Source organism: Leeia oryzae DSM 17879, from assembly GCF_000376945.1.
Lineage (GTDB): Bacteria > Pseudomonadota > Gammaproteobacteria > Burkholderiales > Leeiaceae > Leeia > Leeia oryzae.
This window is the reverse complement of sequence record NZ_AQXU01000024.1, coordinates 188,500-204,373: the sequence shown is the minus strand read 5'-3', so window position 1 is coordinate 204,373 and position 15,874 is coordinate 188,500. Positions and strand designations below refer to the sequence as shown.

At 56.0% G+C, this 15,874-nt stretch carries 16 protein-coding genes; 11 read left to right on the top strand and 5 right to left on the bottom strand.

The window, feature by feature from the left end:
• Positions 1 to 16 precede the first annotated feature (16 nt).
• The 5 genes from F552_RS0112480 (at position 17) to F552_RS0112460 (ending at position 3,919) form a co-directional block, all read left to right on the top strand.
• Positions 17 to 1,252 (top strand): type II secretion system F family protein, encoded by a 1,236-nt coding sequence (locus tag F552_RS0112480; protein ID WP_018152085.1) that lies wholly within the window; start codon positions 17 to 19, stop codon positions 1,250 to 1,252.
• Positions 1,252 to 2,151 carry a prepilin peptidase gene (locus F552_RS0112475; protein WP_018152084.1) on the top strand — a complete coding sequence of 300 codons (900 nt, stop codon included), beginning with the start codon at positions 1,252 to 1,254 and terminating at the stop codon, positions 2,149 to 2,151. Before F552_RS0112480 ends, F552_RS0112475 begins: the two co-directional genes overlap by 1 nt.
• A gap of 3 nt (positions 2,152 to 2,154) precedes the next feature.
• Positions 2,155 to 2,805, top strand: coding sequence for a dephospho-CoA kinase (gene coaE / locus F552_RS0112470; protein WP_018152083.1), 651 nt, complete (start codon positions 2,155 to 2,157; stop codon positions 2,803 to 2,805).
• A gap of 120 nt (positions 2,806 to 2,925) precedes the next feature.
• A complete protein-coding gene (gene zapD, locus F552_RS0112465) occupies positions 2,926 to 3,681 on the top strand; it encodes a cell division protein ZapD (protein ID WP_018152082.1) in 756 nt (251 codons plus the stop codon).
• A gap of 40 nt (positions 3,682 to 3,721) precedes the next feature.
• Positions 3,722 to 3,919 carry a DNA gyrase inhibitor YacG gene (locus F552_RS0112460; RefSeq protein ID WP_018152081.1) on the top strand — a complete coding sequence of 66 codons (198 nt, stop codon included), beginning with the start codon at positions 3,722 to 3,724 and terminating at the stop codon, positions 3,917 to 3,919.
• A 35-nt stretch (positions 3,920 to 3,954) separates the two neighbouring features.
• On the opposite strand, the gene F552_RS20100 is transcribed toward F552_RS0112460, so the two are convergent.
• Genes F552_RS20100 through mutY form a run of 5 tightly spaced genes read right to left on the bottom strand, consistent with a single transcriptional unit; the run spans position 3,955 to position 8,275 of the window.
• A complete protein-coding gene (locus F552_RS20100) occupies positions 3,955 to 4,407 on the bottom strand; it encodes a hypothetical protein (RefSeq protein WP_018152080.1) in 453 nt (150 codons plus the stop codon).
• Positions 4,397 to 5,095, bottom strand: a complete 699-nt coding sequence (locus F552_RS20375) for an NUDIX domain-containing protein (RefSeq protein WP_018152079.1) — start codon at positions 5,093 to 5,095, stop codon at positions 4,397 to 4,399. The genes F552_RS20100 and F552_RS20375 overlap by 11 nt, the downstream gene beginning before the upstream one ends.
• Positions 5,096 to 5,103: 8 nt before the next feature.
• Positions 5,104 to 5,943 carry an ATP-binding protein gene (locus F552_RS0112445; RefSeq protein WP_033375590.1) on the bottom strand — a complete coding sequence of 280 codons (840 nt, stop codon included), beginning with the start codon at positions 5,941 to 5,943 and terminating at the stop codon, positions 5,104 to 5,106.
• 18 nt (positions 5,944 to 5,961) lie between these two features.
• On the bottom strand, positions 5,962 to 7,197 hold the full coding sequence (gene argJ, locus F552_RS0112440; protein ID WP_018152077.1) for a bifunctional glutamate N-acetyltransferase/amino-acid acetyltransferase ArgJ: 1,236 nt from the start codon (positions 7,195 to 7,197) through the stop codon (positions 5,962 to 5,964).
• A 28-nt stretch (positions 7,198 to 7,225) separates the two neighbouring features.
• Positions 7,226 to 8,275, bottom strand: coding sequence for an A/G-specific adenine glycosylase (gene mutY, locus F552_RS0112435; RefSeq protein WP_018152076.1), 1,050 nt, complete (start codon positions 8,273 to 8,275; stop codon positions 7,226 to 7,228).
• Positions 8,276 to 8,674: 399 nt separating this feature from the next.
• Here mutY and hutH point away from each other — a divergent pair, with 399 nt between their 5' ends.
• The 6 genes from hutH (at position 8,675) to F552_RS0112400 (ending at position 15,865) form a co-directional block, all read left to right on the top strand.
• Positions 8,675 to 10,204: a histidine ammonia-lyase gene (hutH, locus tag F552_RS0112425; protein ID WP_018152074.1), complete on the top strand. Its 1,530-nt coding sequence runs from the start codon at positions 8,675 to 8,677 to the stop codon at positions 10,202 to 10,204.
• 6 nt (positions 10,205 to 10,210) lie between these two features.
• Positions 10,211 to 10,906 (top strand): histidine utilization transcriptional repressor HutC, encoded by a 696-nt coding sequence (gene hutC / locus F552_RS0112420; RefSeq protein WP_026182676.1) that lies wholly within the window; start codon positions 10,211 to 10,213, stop codon positions 10,904 to 10,906.
• A 70-nt stretch (positions 10,907 to 10,976) separates the two neighbouring features.
• Positions 10,977 to 12,650 carry a urocanate hydratase gene (gene hutU / locus F552_RS0112415; protein ID WP_026182675.1) on the top strand — a complete coding sequence of 558 codons (1,674 nt, stop codon included), beginning with the start codon at positions 10,977 to 10,979 and terminating at the stop codon, positions 12,648 to 12,650.
• Between the two features lie 2 nt (positions 12,651 to 12,652).
• The gene (locus F552_RS0112410) at positions 12,653 to 13,237 is read left to right on the top strand and encodes a HutD/Ves family protein (RefSeq protein ID WP_018152071.1); all 585 of its coding nucleotides are present in this window, start codon (positions 12,653 to 12,655) and stop codon (positions 13,235 to 13,237) included.
• A gap of 29 nt (positions 13,238 to 13,266) precedes the next feature.
• A complete protein-coding gene (gene hutI, locus F552_RS0112405; protein WP_018152070.1) occupies positions 13,267 to 14,475 on the top strand; it encodes an imidazolonepropionase in 1,209 nt (402 codons plus the stop codon).
• A gap of 4 nt (positions 14,476 to 14,479) precedes the next feature.
• A complete protein-coding gene (locus F552_RS0112400; RefSeq protein ID WP_018152069.1) occupies positions 14,480 to 15,865 on the top strand; it encodes a formimidoylglutamate deiminase in 1,386 nt (461 codons plus the stop codon).
• The last annotated feature ends 9 nt before the right edge of the window (positions 15,866 to 15,874 follow it).

Below are 15,874 nucleotides of genomic sequence, written 5' to 3'. Positions count from 1 at the left end.
ATAAAGGTTGATCGATATGGCTGTTGCAAAGAATACCGCCAAGACGGCTTCATCCAAAGAAGGCATGTTTGCCTGGGAAGCCAAAGACAAGGCTGGCAAGGTTGTCAAAGGGGAAATGCGCGCGGTGAGCAAGGAGGTGGTTGCTGCACAGCTACGCCGCCAAAACCTGCAACCAGTCTTGGTGAAACCCGCAAAACGCAGCCGGGGCAAGCGGATTACCGATCAGGACATTACCCTCTTTACCCGTCAGCTGGCCACCATGATGAAATCCGGTGTGCCGTTGCTGCAATCGTTTGACATTGTCGCCAGAGGGCACGGTAACCCGTCCGTGACACGCCTGCTGATGGATATCAAATCTGATATCGAAACCGGTAGCAGCATGTCGCAAGCCTTCCGAAAGTATCCGCTGTATTTTGACAGCCTGTTCTGTAATCTGGTGGAAGCGGGTGAGCAGGCGGGTATTCTGGATACCCTGCTCGACCGTCTGGCGACCTACAAGGAAAAGATCCAGTCCATCAAGGGCAAGATCAAATCGGCCTTGTTTTACCCGACCTCGATTCTGGTCGCAGCGTTTGTGATTACTGCTGTGATCATGATTTTCGTGATTCCGGCGTTCAAGGACCTGTTCAGCAACTTTGGTTCTGACCTGCCAGCCCCAACGCAAATCGTGATTGCCATGTCTGACTTCTTTGTTCAGTACTGGTGGATGATTATCAGCATCCTTGGTGGTGGTTTGTATGCGTTCTTTTATACATGGAAGCGCTCCAAAACCCTGCAGACCCGAATGGACAAGATCATGCTGAAGCTCCCGGTATTCGGGGAAGTCATTCGCAAAGCCACCATCGCCCGCTGGACGCGTACTTTGTCTACCATGTTTGCTGCGGGTGTTCCGCTGGTAGAAGCGCTGGACTCCGTGGGTGGCGCATCCGGCAACCAGATTTACGTTGAAGCCACCAAGAATATCCAGTCGGAAGTAAGCATGGGTACGTCTTTGACCGTGGCCATGCAGAACAGCAAGGTGTTTCCGAACATGGTGCTGCAAATGGCTGCCATTGGTGAGGAATCCGGCTCTCTGGATGCCATGCTGAGCAAGGTAGCCGACTTTTATGAGGAAGAAGTCGACCGTGCCGTTGAGAGTCTGTCCAGCCTGATGGAACCGATGATCATGGTCGTGCTTGGCGTGCTGATTGGTGGTCTGGTCATTGCCATGTACCTGCCGATTTTCAAAATGGGCTCGGTTGTGGGTGGTTAATGTCGAATCTTCCCTTGTCGTTTTTGATTGTTGTATTTTTTGTCTTTGGCTTGTTGATTGGCAGCTTTCTGAATGTGGTGATTTACCGCCTCCCCAAAATGATGGAACGAGGCTGGTTGACTGACATGCAGGCTGGGCTGGATGAGGCAAGCCTGATTATTCAGGGCGAGGGTTCTGTCCCTGCGTTGGCAAATGCCAGAAGTGCCATTGCCGCTCACCTTGAGAAAGCACCGGCCTTTAATCTGGCACATCCGCGCTCGGCTTGCCCGCAGTGCGGGCATCAGATCAGTGCACTGGAAAACATCCCGGTGTTCAGCTACCTGTTTCTGGGTGGCAAGTGCAGGCACTGCAAAACCCGCATCAGTGTGCGTTATCCGCTGATAGAACTGTTCACGGGCAGTCTGGCCGCGCTATCCGCAGCCCTGTTCGCCCCTTATGGCCTGTCTATCGCCATGGCCGCATTTGCCTTTCTTGCCGTTCTGCTGGTATTGGCCTGGATCGATCTGGATACCATGCTCTTGCCCGACAGCCTGACCTTGCCACTGATGTGGGCTGGCCTGCTGTTTAGCTGGCACGGCGGGTTTACCAGCCTTGGCAGTGCGCTACTGGGTGCGGCGGGCGGGTATCTGTTGCTGTGGAGCGTTTACTGGCTATTTAAACTGGTAACCGGCAAAGAAGGCATGGGTTATGGTGACTTCAAGTTATTGGCCGCCATTGGCGCATGGCTGGGCTGGCAAGTCTTGCCACAGACCATTCTGATTGCTTCTGCTGCAGGTGCCGTTATCGGCATTACGATGATTGTGCTGGGCAACAAGACCCGACAGCAAGCCATACCATTCGGCCCCTATCTGGCCATTGGTGGTGCGATTTCCCTGTTTGCCGGCAATTTCATTCTCTAAGCCATGACCTCCAAGCACATTGCGGCCAATACCCACAAACTGCTGGTCGGTTTAACCGGCGGTATTGGATCCGGAAAAAGTGCCGCATCATCTTATTTTGAGCAGCTAGGCGTACAAGTCATCGATACGGATGCGATTGCCCATGAACTGACCGGGCCGAATGGTCTGGCGATTCCGGAAATCCTCAAGACGTTTGGCCCGGCCTACATCACCGATGATGGACGAATGGACAGAGCCAAAATGCGACAGCTGGTTTTTTCGAACCCGGCAGAACGTCATCAGCTGGAACGAATTCTTCACCCCATGATCCAAATGACTGTATTCGACAGAATACAGTCAGGTCGTGGCGTATTTGATTATGTTGTCGTGGTCATTCCGTTGCTGTTTGAAAACCAGCATTATGCCGACTTACTTGACTTGGCAATTGCAGTGGATTGTCCGGAAGAATTGCAGATCGACCGTGTCATGCAGCGCTCCGGTTTAACGGCTGATGAAGTACAGCGCATTATGGCCGCCCAGACGCCGCGCGCCACGCGAATAGCCAAGGCAGACAAGGTATTGCTGAACCAGGGTAGCGTGCCCGAACTGCATGCCCTGATAGACCAGTTGCACCGTGAATTACTCGACTTGGCACGTGCAAAAACCCGGCATTAAGTAATTAAATTTCTTTTTTGCAATTCCATGGCAATTAGAACGTGTTTTTTGCAGGATCAGTTTGTATAAATCCTTGCCTTGGTGCAGAATAACGCAAAATCAATAAAGACCCAGCCATCCGTGATCAAATATGAATTTCCGCTAAACGAACGAATCCGTAGCCTGCTCCGGCTAGAGGACTTGTATGAGCGTTTTGATCACTTCGTGAATAAAACCGGCGCGTTTGAACACCACTTTGCGCTGCAGACACTATTTGAGATTATCGAAACCGGCGCACGTGCCGATCTGAAATCGGATCTGCTGCAGGAGCTGGAACGTCAGCGCAGTTCGCTGGAATCTTTGCGCAATAACCCGCAGATTTCTGAAGCGGCACTTGACTCGGTCTTGCTGGAAATTGAGCAGACCAGCGGACGTTTGCTGGATGTAACCGGCAAATTCGGCCAGCACATCCGTGAAAACGAATGGCTCATGGGTATCAAGCAGCGCATGAGTATCCCTGGTGGCGTGTGCGAGTTTGATATCCCTTCTTACCATTTCTGGCTTCGGCACGAGGTAGCAACCCGCCAGCAGGACTTGGGCATCTGGAGCCGGCCACTATTGCCGATCCGCGATGCAACTGCCATTGTATTAAAACTACTGAGAGATTCAGGCAAATCACACCAGTTTGTCGCACGTAATGGCATGTTTCAGCAGATGTCAGGTGGCAAGCTGGTTCAGCTGCTGCGGGTCGACGTATCGCCAGAGCTGGCAGGAGTCCCTGAGTTGTCAGCCAACAAGTATGCCATCAATGTCCGCTTTACCACCCAGGGTGGTGAAGGCCGTCCAAAGACCATGGATTGTGATGTCCCGTTTACGCTGACCTATTGCAATCTGTAATTCGTCATCTGTCATTCGTGTTTTATCAGGTAGCCTCACCTTGAACACTTCCAGTTCCCCGAAAAAAGTCAGTTGTCCCACCTGCAAGAAAGAAACGATCTGGTCACCAGACAACCGTTTCCGGCCTTTTTGCTCTGAACGCTGCAAGATGATTGATCTGGGCCAATGGGCCAACGAGTCTTATCGCGTGCCTGTCATTGAACAGGACGAGTTTGATAACCCGCCTTCCCTGCAATAAGCGCACCGTTTGGCAAGGCCTGGCTATGTACAGGGTCAGGAATGAGTGGTGAAGAAAAACACCCAGGATTGTTGATCCAGCGTGAGCGTAGCTCGCCAGTCTGCCCGACCCTGAATGCAGACGGGCAAAATGACCTTGCCTGTGAACACGCCACCGGATGCAGATTGCAGCTTATAAGCTGCCGGTCCCATGGCCATACCCTTCATGTCAAAGCGTAAAGTCACCTGCTCCCCGGCCTTTGCCGTGACATTGACCCCAAATGCCTGAACCGGACTGGGTTTCTGGGCAAACTTGAGCGTTGCAATGGCATTGCCGGACGCATCACTGAAAGTACAGCCGAGAACCGGATCACAGCGGGTGACCATCAGATGATTTAATTGTTGCTGGGTATACTGATAGTAGATGCCAGCAGCCAGCACCAGCAGGATAATCGCACCCCACGCCAGCCGGTTCAGCCAATGCGCTTTTTGCTGCGTCTTACTTGTCACCGAAACTCCAGATACCATGCGCCCCCAGCTGTCTGGCCCTGTTCACATCCCCGCCCACACTCTGCTCAGGGACATAAACCGGCAAAATGGCATGTTCCAGCAGCGCACTTTGCCCATCTTCTTCCGGCAAGGTAGCAGGCATCCAGACCAGATAGTCAAGACCAGATTGCACAGCGGCCTTGAAGTCGTTCAGATCGTGGACCTGCAGGCCTTTCCAGGGTCTGTCTTGCTGCGGAAAAACTGGCAGACTGGATTCGCCCGCATCCGCATCTTCTTGGGAGAGCGTCAAGCGGGGGGCCAAGGCCAACCAGCGCAAGATGCCGGTATTGGCTGGCAGAACAGGTGCTACATCGACCGCGCCGATAGTCTGCCAGGCAAACAATTGTTGTTCTTTGGAATGAAGTTCACCCTCCCAGTCGCAAATCTGGAAGAAGTGCAGTTTAACCCTGGCGTGGGTATAGTCGAACGACTGTACCAGCCATGGATAAGCGGATTTCACCACGATGCCCAGCTCTTCGTGCAGCTCACGTACCAAGGCATGAAACGGGGTTTCTCCTGCCTCGATCTTGCCACCGGGGAACTCCCAATAGCCGGCCATGGGTTTGCCTTCCGGGCGACTGGCCAGCAGAAAGCGGCCATCCGGCTGGAGCAAAACCCCGGCTGCCACATGCACAAAACGCTTGGTCATGACGATTCTTATCCTTTTGCCTGTTTACCGGCCAGATCCCTGGCAAACTGCCAGGCGATACGCCCGCTGCGTCCGCCCCTAGCCTGCGCCCATTGCAGCGCCAGACGCTCATTGTGGGCATCCAGCACCAGTCCGTGGCTGGACAGCCATTGGCTAACCGCGGCCAGATACTCTGGCTGGCTGAACGGGTAAAAGGATAGCCACAGGCCGAAACGTTCGGACAAGGCTATCTTGTCATCGACCACTTCGGCCGGGTGAATTTCTTCCCCCACCTTGCGACTGGCGGCGTTTTCTTCGAAATACTCCGGAAGCAAATGGCGCCGGTTACTGGTGGCATAGATCAGGACATTTTCACCCGGTGCAGAGACGGTGCCATCCAGAGCCGTTTTCAGCGCCTTGTAGCTGGCATCGCCCTCGTCAAACGAGAGGTCATCGCAAAACACGATGAACCGTTCCGGCCGGTCGTAGAGTTGTTCGACCAGATCAGCCAGATCAATCAAATCGGCCTTGTCGATTTCCACCAGACGCAGCCCTTGGGCGGAAAACTCATTGAGCATGGCTTTGATCAGCGAGCTTTTGCCGGTACCCCGCCCGCCAGTGAGCAGGACGTTGTTGGCCGGCTTACCCGCGACAAACTGGCGGGTATTGGCCAACACTTGGGCTTTTTGTGGCTCGATGTTTTGCAAGGAGGACAGCGTTACCTTGTGCGGATGGGCAATGGCCTGCAAAAAACCCTGCTGCCCGCGCTTGCGCCAGCGAAATGCAGTGGCGTTCCAGTCAACCGAAGTGACAGGTGCTGGCGCCAGTGCATCGGCAATCCGCGTCAGCTGGCTGAGGATGTCTTGCATCAGCAGATCATTCACCGCTTAGCTCCTGTAATCCGCATTGATCTTGACGTAATCGTAGCTGAAGTCGCAAGCCCAGACGGTGGCGTTCTCTGCCCCGCGGCCCAAGACTACACGAATGGTGATTTCGGCTTCGTTCATGACGTTCTGCCCGGCGGACTCTTGGTATGAAGCGGCACGACCACCATTTTCGGCCACCAGCACATCACCCAGATAGACTTTGATGGTATCGGTATTCAGGTCTTTCAGACTGTCACACTGGCGTGGCGCATAGCCAATGGCGGCCAGAATGCGGCCCAGATTAGGATCTGACGCAAAGAAGGCAGTTTTGACCAGTGGCGAGTTGCCAATGGCGTAACCGACGGCTTTGCATTCTGCCTGGGTTTTGCCGCCTTCGACCTGGATAGTCATGAACTTGGTGGCGCCTTCGCCGTCGCGCACAATGGCTTTGGCCAGATACTGGGCGACTTCTTTCATGGCTGCATACAGGGTATCGAGATCCGCGCCCGCTTGCAGCGGGGCATTGCCGGCTTTGCCGGTCGCAATGACGATGAAGGAGTCGTTGGTCGAGGTATCGCCATCGACGGTAATGCAGTTGAAGGATTCATCGGCCAGACGTTTGGCAAAGCTTTGCAAGGTGGTGGCGTCAATGGCAGCGTCGGTCGCCAGATAGCCCAGCATGGTGGCCATGTTAGGCTGAATCATGCCTGCGCCTTTGGCAATACCGGTAATGGTGACGGTTTTGCCCGCGATGCTGACTTGTTTGGACATGGCTTTGGGTGCAATGTCGGTTGTCATGATGGCAAACGCAGCATCGAACCAGTTGTTTTCCTTAAGGTTCGCAACAGCCTTTGGCACGCCGGCCAGCAGGCGATCCATCGGCAGCTGTTCCAGAATCACGCCGGTAGAGAATGGCAGTACGCTGCTGGCTGGCAGACCCAGCTGGTCAGCCACGGCTTGACACGTTGCCTGTGCATTTTTCAGACCTTCTTCGCCAGTACCGGCATTGGCACAGCCGGTATTCACCACCAGCGCACGAATGGCGCTACTGGCCAAATGCTGACGACTCACCGTCACAGGCGCAGCGCAGAAGCGGTTTTCGGTAAAGACGCCAGCGACCGCACTTCCCTCAGCCAATCGCACCACCAGTACATCTTTGCGGTTTGGCTTTTTGATACCCGCTTCTGCCCAGCCGAGTTCTACACCGGCAACAGGTAACAGATCAGAAGCTTGAAGGGAGGGGATATTGACTGGCATTTGGTTTTCTCCGAAAACTGAAATATATCTAGGTACGTGATTGTAAACGATATTCTTGCTGCGATGCGGCGATGGTTTCAATTATTCGCCGTATCGGTTGCGGCAAACCAAGCGCCAGGGCGTCTGCCAGCGGAAACCATTGCAGTGACAGGTCCTGCGGGATATTTGGCCCCTGCATCAGCAAGGGTGTGATATGCAGCTTGAAATGGGTAAAAACGTGCATAAAAGCCGGCAGCAGCTGCCCCTTGCCGCCAGGCACATCATCGACTGCCGGGTATTCGGGAAAGCTCCATAAGCCGCCCCAGATACCGGTGTCTGGCCGCTTTTGCAAGGCAAGTTGTCCATCATGCTGCCAGACAGCCATCACCGTCTCGCGTTCCGGCACGGTCTTTTTGGGTTTGGGCAGCGGAATGACGTTTTGCAACCCGCGGTGCAATGCCTCGCAATCGGACGCGACCGGACACAGCTGGCACGCAGGTTTGCTGCGGGCGCAAACCATATTGCCAAGGTCCATCATCCCTTGGGTGTAGGCAATCATCTGTGCATGCGTTGCATCGGCCGGCACGCGATCATGTACCACCGCCCAGAGGCGCTGCTCGAGCGCGGCACCGGTGGGCGGTGCTTCAATCCCCAGATGACGCATCAGCACCCGCTTGACGTTACCGTCCAGAATCGGGGCTGGTACGCCAAACGCAAAGGCGGCAATGGCATTTGCCGTTGAGCGCCCTATTCCGGGCAAGCGGACCAGTGCCTCTGGTGCACCAGGAAACTGGCCAGCGAATTCTTCCATGACCATGCGTGCCGCTTTGTGCAGATTACGTGCCCGGGCGTAGTAGCCCAGACCGCTCCAGTGCGCCAGCACCGCTTCTGTCGAAGCGTCGGCCAGACTTTTGACGTCCGGAAAACTGGCCAGAAAACGCTGGTAATAATCAATTACGGTGCTGACCTGAGTCTGCTGCAGCATGATTTCTGACAGCCAGATCCGGTATGGATCATGCGTGGCTTGCCAAGGCAGACCTTTGCGGCCGGAGACCTGTTGCCATGCGATGACACGGGTAAAAAACGAATGGTCGACCAAGCTTTTGCTTTCTGTATCTTGAAGGTGCAGTCAAAAAGAAACGATTGCCGTCTAGCCAGACAGGTGGTGCAACCACCCCGGCAGCAGTTGCATTATATGCATTATCCGGTCCGTTTACCGTACCGTGAACGTCAGACAGTCATTACCTGGCATCCCCATATGCGCTTTGGCATGCTCATCCGGCGTGACACACGGCTGGCAGGCTGATGGATGCATGAGCCTGCCGTGGCAACACCCTGTCACGCGCAAAGCCAGTACTGCTGGACCAAGTCCTGGTGCGGGTTGTAGCGCCACTTTCGTATCCGTATTTTTACGTGTAAAAAATCTTGAAATTTAACTTGTATAGACAAGATGTTTGTTCTATACTGCACTCAAGTTGTATAGACAGGAGAAGACGAAATGACAACCTTGACCCTTACCCCAGGCAAACTGACCCTCGCCGATCTGCGCAAAGTTGCGCGTGAGTCTGTTCAGTTAACATTAGACCCAGCATCTGTTTCCATCATTAACGAAGGCGCAAAAGCGGTTCAGGCCATCGTCGAGCGTGGCGCTCCTGCTTACGGTATCAACACCGGTTTTGGCCGTCTTGCCAGCACCCATATTCCTAACGACCAGCTGGAACTGTTGCAGAAAAACCTGGTGCTGTCTCACGCCGTGGGTGTGGGTGAGCCAATGTCTGCGCCTGTTGTCCGTTTGCTGATGATCATGAAAATGTCCAGCATGGGCCGTGGCCATTCTGGCATCCGTCTGGTCGTGATCGAAAACATGATCAAACTGTTCAACGCCGATGTGCTGCCACTGATCCCTGTGAAAGGCTCTGTTGGCGCATCTGGCGACCTGGCACCACTGGCCCACATGGCGGCTGTACTGCTGGGCGTAGGTGAAGTATTCATCAAGGGCCGTCGCGCACCTGCCGTAGAAGGTCTGGCCACGGTTGGACTGGAGCCAATGACACTGGCCGCCAAAGAAGGTCTGGCGCTGCTGAACGGCACCCAAGCCTCTACCGCGCTGGCCATCAAACACCTGTTTGACATCGAAGACCTGTACAACACCGCACTGGTTTCCGGTTCTCTGTCTGTGGACGCCGCTGCCGGCTCGGTCAAGCCGTTTGATCATCGCATCCACGCACTGCGTGGCCAGCAAGGTCAGATCGACGCTGCTGCCGCTTACCGCACCATGCTGGAAGGCTCTGACATCAACCAGTCTCACCGCGAATGCAGCAAGGTACAAGATCCGTACTCTCTGCGTTGCCAGCCACAGGTGATGGGCGCATGTCTGGACCAGATCCGCCACGCTGCCGGCATCCTGTTGACCGAAGCCAATGCGGTATCTGATAACCCGCTGGTGTTCCCTGACACACTGGAAGTGTTGTCTGGCGGTAACTTCCATGCTGAACCAGTGGCTTTTGCTGCTGACAACCTGGCGCTGGCCGCAGCCGAAATCGGTGCCTTGTCCGAGCGCCGCATTGCCTTGCTGATTGATGCCACCTTGTCCGGCCTGCCTCCTTTCCTGGTGAAAGACGGCGGCGTGAACTCTGGCTTCATGATTGCCCACGTGACCGCTGCAGCCCTGGCGTCTGAAAACAAGACCCTGGCGCACCCAGCGTCTGTTGACTCTCTGCCAACCTCTGCCAACCAGGAAGACCACGTGTCCATGGCCACGTTTGCTGCACGCAAACTGGGTGACATGGCGTACAACACCGCCGCCATCCTGGCGATCGAACTGTTGGCTGCTGCGCAAGGTGTCGACATGCACGCACCACACCTGACCAGCCCGCGCCTGCAAAAGGTCATGGAACTGATCCGCAGCCGCGTACCACACTACGATATCGACCGCTATTTTGCGCCAGATATTGAAGTGATGACGCAACTGGTGCAAGGTGCTGAGTTTGTCAAACACAGCCCGTTCAGTTTCGGGTCACAAGGGTAAATGCAAATGAGTACACCAGCTTATCAGGCCATCAAAGACTTCATTCTGACCCGCGTTGAAAGCGGCGAATGGAAAGAAGGTGATCTGGTACCTTCCGAGAATGAACTGGCAAGGCAGTTTAACGTGGCGCGCATGACCGTAAACCGTGCGATCCGCGAGCTGACGGCCGACCAGGTTCTGAACCGGGTACAAGGCGCAGGTACGTTTGTGGCGCAGCCCAAGTATCAGTCGACGCTGGTGGAGATCAAAAGCATTGCCGAAGAAATCATGGCGCGGGGACATCAGCATCAGGCCATCGTACTGAAACTGGATGCCGTGGTACTGGATGAAGTCCTTGCCCATGAGATGCACATGAAACCCAAGCTACCGGCGTTTCACTCCGTGTTATTGCACCTGGAAAACGGTACGCCGATCCAGCTGGAAGAGCGCTGGGTAAACCCGGAGCTGGCACCAGACTATGCTGCACAGGACTTTACGACCAGTACCCCCAACGAATACCTGGTTCGTGTAGCCCCTTTACAAAAAGTGGAATACCGCATCGAAGCCAGAAGCCCGGATGCCTCTACCCGTGCCGCATTAAAAATGGAAAGCAGCGAGCCTTGCCTGCTGCTGCACCGCCGGACGTTCTCGCAAGGACTGGTCGCCTCGGTGGCCAACTTGTGGCACCCGGGTAGCCGTTACCAGTTTACCGGCCATTTTTGACCGACGTTGACCGTCAACCGACCGAATATTTTGATGTTTGCACCACACGCATTCATGAATGGAGACCAACATGTCTGACCCACGTTTTGACCCTACCCGTGTTATCCGCGCCCCCCGCGGTTCAGAAAAAACCTGCAAGAGCTGGCTGACCGAAGCCGCTTACCGCATGATCCAGAACAACCTGGACGCAGAAGTGGCCGAACACCCGCAATCTCTGGTGGTATACGGCGGTATTGGCCGTGCAGCCCGCAACTGGGAATGCTATGACCAGATTCTGGCTTCGCTGAAAGAACTGAACGACGACGAAACCCTGCTGATCCAGTCAGGCAAACCGGTTGGCGTGTTCAAGACCCACGAAAACGCACCACGCGTATTGCTGGCCAACTCTAACCTGGTACCTCACTGGGCAACATGGGACCACTTCCACGAGCTGGATAAAAAAGGTCTGATGATGTACGGCCAGATGACTGCCGGCAGCTGGATCTACATTGGTAGCCAGGGCATTGTGCAAGGCACCTACGAAACCTTCTACTCTGTGGCGAACCAGCACTTTGATGGCAAACCAGCCGGCCGCTGGATTCTGACCGGTGGTCTGGGTGGCATGGGTGGCGCACAGCCACTGGCCGCGACTATGGCAGGTTTCTCCATGATTGCCGTGGAATGCGACGAGACCCGTATCGATTTCCGCATCAAGACCCGTTACGTTGACCGCAAGGCCACCACACTGGACGAAGCACTGGCGATTGTGGAAGAAGCCAAGCAAACCGGCAAACCAGTTTCTGTTGGTCTGCTGGGTAACGCAGCTGACGTCTTTACCGAACTGGTTAACCGTGGCATTACCCCGGATTGTGTGACTGACCAGACTTCTGCCCACGACCCGATCAACGGTTACCTGCCACAAGGCTGGACCATGGAACAGTGGAAAGCCGCTCGCCAGAACGACCCGCAATCCATCGTACTGCCAGCCAAGCAATCCATGGCTGTACAGGTAAAAGCCATGTTGGCCCTGCAAGATGCAGGTGCTGCAACACTCGATTACGGTAACAACATCCGCCAGATGGCACTGGAAATGGGCGTGGAAAACGCGTTCAACTTCCCGGGCTTTGTACCAGCGTACATCCGTCCATTGTTCTGCGAAGGCAAAGGCCCGTTCCGCTGGGTGGCATTGAGTGGTGATCCGGAAGACATCTACAAGACCGACCAGAAAGTCAAAGAACTGATCCCGGACGATCCTCACCTGCACAACTGGCTGGACATGGCACGTGAACGCATTGCCTTCCAGGGTCTGCCAGCCCGTATTTGCTGGGTAGGTGTAAAAGACCGCTATCGTCTGGGCCAGGCCTTTAACGAGATGGTCAAGAACGGTGAACTGAAGGCCCCGATCGTGATTGGTCGTGACCATCTGGATACCGGTTCTGTTTCCAGCCCTAACCGCGAAACAGAATCCATGAAAGACGGTTCTGATGCCGTATCCGACTGGCCATTGCTGAACGCCATGCTGAACACCGCAGGCGGCGCCAGCTGGGTATCCCTGCACCACGGTGGTGGCGTAGGCATGGGCTTTAGCCAGCACTCCGGTGTGGTGATCGTCGCCGACGGTACCGACGCAGCGCACCAGCGTTTGGGCCGCGTGCTGTTCAATGACCCGGCCACTGGCGTGATGCGTCATGCCGATGCAGGCTACGAACTGGCACAGAAAACTGCCCGTGAAGCCGGCCTGAACCTGCCAATGCTGGGCAAGTAATCATGCAGGTCACACAGATCAAAGCGACCGACCTGACCCCCATGCCATGGAAAAATGGCGGCGGGGTGACCCGGGAGGTCGCTGTGTGGCCGACAGGCGCCGGACTGGAGGATTTTGTCTGGCGCATCAGCCTTGCCGAAGTGGCCCAGTCCGGGCCATTTTCCCGTTTTGAGGGAATCGACAGGGTCTTGGTACTGGTCGAAGGCCAAGGGATGGAACTGGCAGACGCCGAGGGTAGCCCTACCCTGCTGCAATCGCCGGGCGACGCACTGAGATTTCCCGGAGAGGCCAGCATTACGTCGACCTTGCACCATGGCACCACGCACGACTTTAACCTGATGTGGCGCCGTTCGCTGGTCAAAGGTGATGTCACCATCTGTGAATCATCCCAACTGCTGGATCTGTTGCCTGGCACCCACCTGTTACACGCCATCCATGACAGCATGGACATCCACGTCCCCGGTCATGGCGCATGGCTGCTGGCAGCCGGAGACAGCCTGCTGATCGAGACCAGTCAGCCGCAACGCGGCACGCTCACCAAAAACGACAGCGGATTTCTGATCCACGCCCATATCCGCGCCAGTTAGGCGCTCATTCAAGATACGGAAGAATCGCCATGAATGCTGTCTGGCACCACATGACATTAAGCCCCAATGCCCATCCGGAACAGTTCATCCGGGATGCGGCCATGGTTGTAGAAGCTGGCAAAGTGGTCTGGCTAGGCCCTAAGGCAGAATGCCCGGCGGCATATCACGCCCTGCCCCATATTGATCTGCAAGGCGCCTGGGTTACCCCGGGGCTGATTGATTGCCATACCCATCTGGTGTATGGCGGTAACCGCGCAGACGAATTTGCCATGCGGCTGGCGGGTGTCAGCTACGAAGAAATTGCCAAGCGGGGTGGCGGCATTGTCTCCACCGTCAACGCGACCCGCTCACTGACCGAAGACGAACTGTTTGCCCAGTCTGCACCGCGACTAGAAGCCATGATTCAGGACGGCGTGACCACCGTGGAGATCAAGTCCGGTTACGGGCTGGATTTGCCTTCAGAACGCAACATGTTGCGTGTGGCCAGACGCCTGGGGGAACACTTCGGGGTCACCGTCTATACCACTTTCCTGGGCGCACATGCCTTGCCACCGGAATACGCCGGCCGGGCAGATGCCTATATCGACCACGTCTGCAACGACATGCTACCTACGCTACATAGCGAGGGCCTGATCGACGCCGTAGACATTTTCTGCGAGAAAATCGGATTTAATCTGGCGCAAAGCGAGCAATTGTTCAAAGCGGCGCAAGCACTGGGCCTGCCGGTCAAAATGCACGCTGAGCAACTCTCCAACATGGGGGGGGCTGCGCTCACCGCCCGTTACAAAGGCTTGTCTGCCGATCATCTGGAGTTTCTGGACGAAGACGCCGTGATTCAGATGAAAGAAGCCGGCACCGTCGCCGTACTGCTGCCGGGTGCCTTTTACTTCATCCGCGAAACCAAACTGCCGCCGCTTGACCTGCTGCGCAAGCATCAGGTTCCGATGGCCCTGTCGACCGACAGCAACCCCGGCACCTCCCCGACCACCTCGCTGCAACTGATGCTCAACATGGCCTGCACCCTGTTCCGCATGACGGTACCCGAAGTGCTGGCCGGGGTTACCACCCACGCGGCACGAGCACTGGGCCAGTCTGCCCGTCACGGCAGTCTGGCAGTGGGCCGCGAGGCAGACTTTGCCGTCTGGGACATCCAGACCCTGGCCGAGCTTGCCTATTGGTCTGGCAGACCCTTGTGCAAACAGGTCGTGAAAGCCGGAAAAACCTTACATAAGCGATAACATCATGACAAATGCGCTATTTGCCCAAGATGCCCTGCTGCCATCCGGCTGGGCCCAGAATGTCCTTTTCCAGTGGGACACACATGGCCTGCTGACCAGCGTCACGACCGATACCACCGGCCCGGCAGGGGCAGAGGTGGCTGCCGGCCCGGTCATCCCCGGCATGCCTAACCTGCACTCGCACGCCTTCCAGCGTGCCATGGCCGGCCTGACCGAATACCTTGGCGACCCGCAGGACAGTTTCTGGAGCTGGCGCAAACTGATGTATCAGTTCGCCCAGAAGATCGACCCGGATACCCTGGAAGCCGTCGCGCGCCAGCTGTACACCGAAATGCTGAAAGCCGGCTACACCTCGGTGTGCGAATTCCACTACGTACACCATGACGTAGGCGGCAAGCCCTATGCCAACCCGGCCGAGCTGTCTGCCCGGCTGGTCAAGGCTGCGTCAGAAACCGGCATGGGGCTGACCCTGCTACCGGTGCTGTACCAGCACAGCGGTTTCGGTGAAAAAGCCCCCTTGCCAGAGCAAGCCCGCTTCATCAACAACCCGGACTGGATGCTGAACCTCCTGGCCAGCCTGGAACAGCAGCACCCGGCCCATACCGGCCTGACCTATGGGGTTGCTCCTCACTCGCTGCGTGCGGTCGGCCCTGCCGCCCTGCAATACATGCAACAGCACCTGCACCAGCAATTACCCGGCGCACCTATTCACATCCACATCGCAGAACAAACCAAAGAAGTGGATGATTGCGTGACCCTGACCGGCCAGCGCCCGGTGGCATGGCTGCTGGACCACCTGCCAGTCGATGAACGCTGGTGTCTGGTACATGCCACCCACCTGCAACCGGAAGAAACTGCCGCCATGGCTGCCAGCCAAGCCATTGCCGGTATCTGTGCCACCACCGAAGCCAATCTGGGCGACGGCATTTTTGATGGCGTTAACTACCTGCAAATGGGCGGTCGTTGGGGTATTGGCTCGGACAGCCACATCAGCGTCAGCATGGTCGAAGAACTGCGCCTGTTCGAATACAGCCAGCGCCTGCGCGACCGTCGCCGCAATGCACTGGCGACAGCAGACCATCCGAATCTGGCCGAATACCTGTATCAATCCGCCCTTGCGGGCGGTGCACAAGCCACCGGCCGGCCGGTCAACGGCTTGCAAACAGGTCAACGGGCTGACTTGCTGGTACTGGATGCCGAACACGCCAACCTGGTCCACAAACCACAGCACCAGCTGCTGGCAGGGCTGGTCTTCTGCCAGCACAACACCACGCCAATCCGGGATGTGATGTCTGGCGGCAAGTTTGTGGTAAAACAGCAAGTACATGCCACTGAATCGCAAACCAGCACCGGCTATAAAGCCGCACTGAAAACCCTGCTGGACGCATAAAAAGGAATG